At 66.0% G+C, this 1,141-nt stretch carries 1 protein-coding gene; it reads right to left on the bottom strand.

What is annotated here, in order from left to right:
* Nucleotides 1–1,141, bottom strand: a 1,141-nt coding sequence (glgB, locus tag ACWDEX_RS37195) for a 1,4-alpha-glucan branching enzyme (protein WP_450469116.1), incomplete at both ends; no start/stop codon positions are given.

The raw sequence follows: 1,141 nt of genomic DNA, 5'->3' as shown, positions 1-1,141 counted from the left end.
TGGCGTGTGCGTCCAGCCGTAGGAAGGCGAGGACGTTGTCGTCGGTGGCGTCGCTCACGATCCATTGGAAGCCGGATGGTTCGGTGTCGCGTTGCCATAGTGCTGGGGTGTGGCGGTAGTGGGTGTTGAGGTCGCGGACCAGGTCGCGGATGCCGTGGTGGTCGGTGTGTGCGTCGTGGGCGGGGTCGAGGAGGTGCCAGTGGGGTCCGTGGGTTTCGGACCATTCGGCTTGCTGGGCGAACTCCTGTCCCATGAAGAGGAGTTGTTTGCCGGGGTGGGCCCACATGTAGGCGAGGTAGGCGCGCAGGTTGGCGCGTTGCTGCCACCAGTCGCCGGGCATTTTGGACACCAGTGACTGTTTGCCGTGGACGACTTCGTCGTGGGAGATCGGCAGGAGGTAGTTCTCGCTGTAGGCGTACACCATGGAGAAGGTCATCTCGTGGTGGTGGTGGGTGCGGTGTACGGGGTCGTGGGACATGTACTGCAGTGAGTCGTGCATCCAGCCCATGTTCCATTTCAGGCCGAAGCCCAGGCCGTCGTGGTGGGTGGGGCGGGTGACGCCGTCCCAGGCGGTGGACTCCTCGGCGATGGTGACCACGTCCGGGTTGCGGCGGTAGACGGTGGCGTTCATCTCCTTCAGGAAGGTGACGGCGTCCAGGTTCTCGTTGCCGCCGTGCGCGTTGGGGCTCCATTGGCCGCTGTCGCGGGAGTAGTCGAGGTAGAGCATGGAGGCGACGGCGTCCACGCGCAGGCCGTCGATGTGGAACTCCTCGCACCAGTAGACGGCGTTGGCGACGAGGAAGTTGCGTACTTCGCGTCGTCCGTAGTCGAACTCGAGGGTTCCCCAGTCGGGGTGGGCGGCCTGTCGTGGGTCGGGGTGTTCGTACAGGGGGCGGCCGTCGAACTGGGCCAGGGCCCACTCGTCGCGTGGGAAGTGGGCGGGTACCCAGTCCATGAGGACGCCGATGCCGGCCTGGTGCAGTGTGTCGATGAGGTACTTGAGGTCGTCGGGGGTGCCCAGGCGGGCGGTGGGCGCGTAGTAGCCGGTGACCTGGTAGCCCCAGGAGCCGCCGAAGGGGTGTTCGGCCAGGGGCATCAGTTCCACGTGGGTGAAGCCGAGGTCCTTCACGTAGGCGGGCAG

The organism is Streptomyces sp. NPDC001020 (genome assembly GCF_053599115.1).
This window is presented reverse-complemented; position numbering and strand designations above follow the sequence as displayed.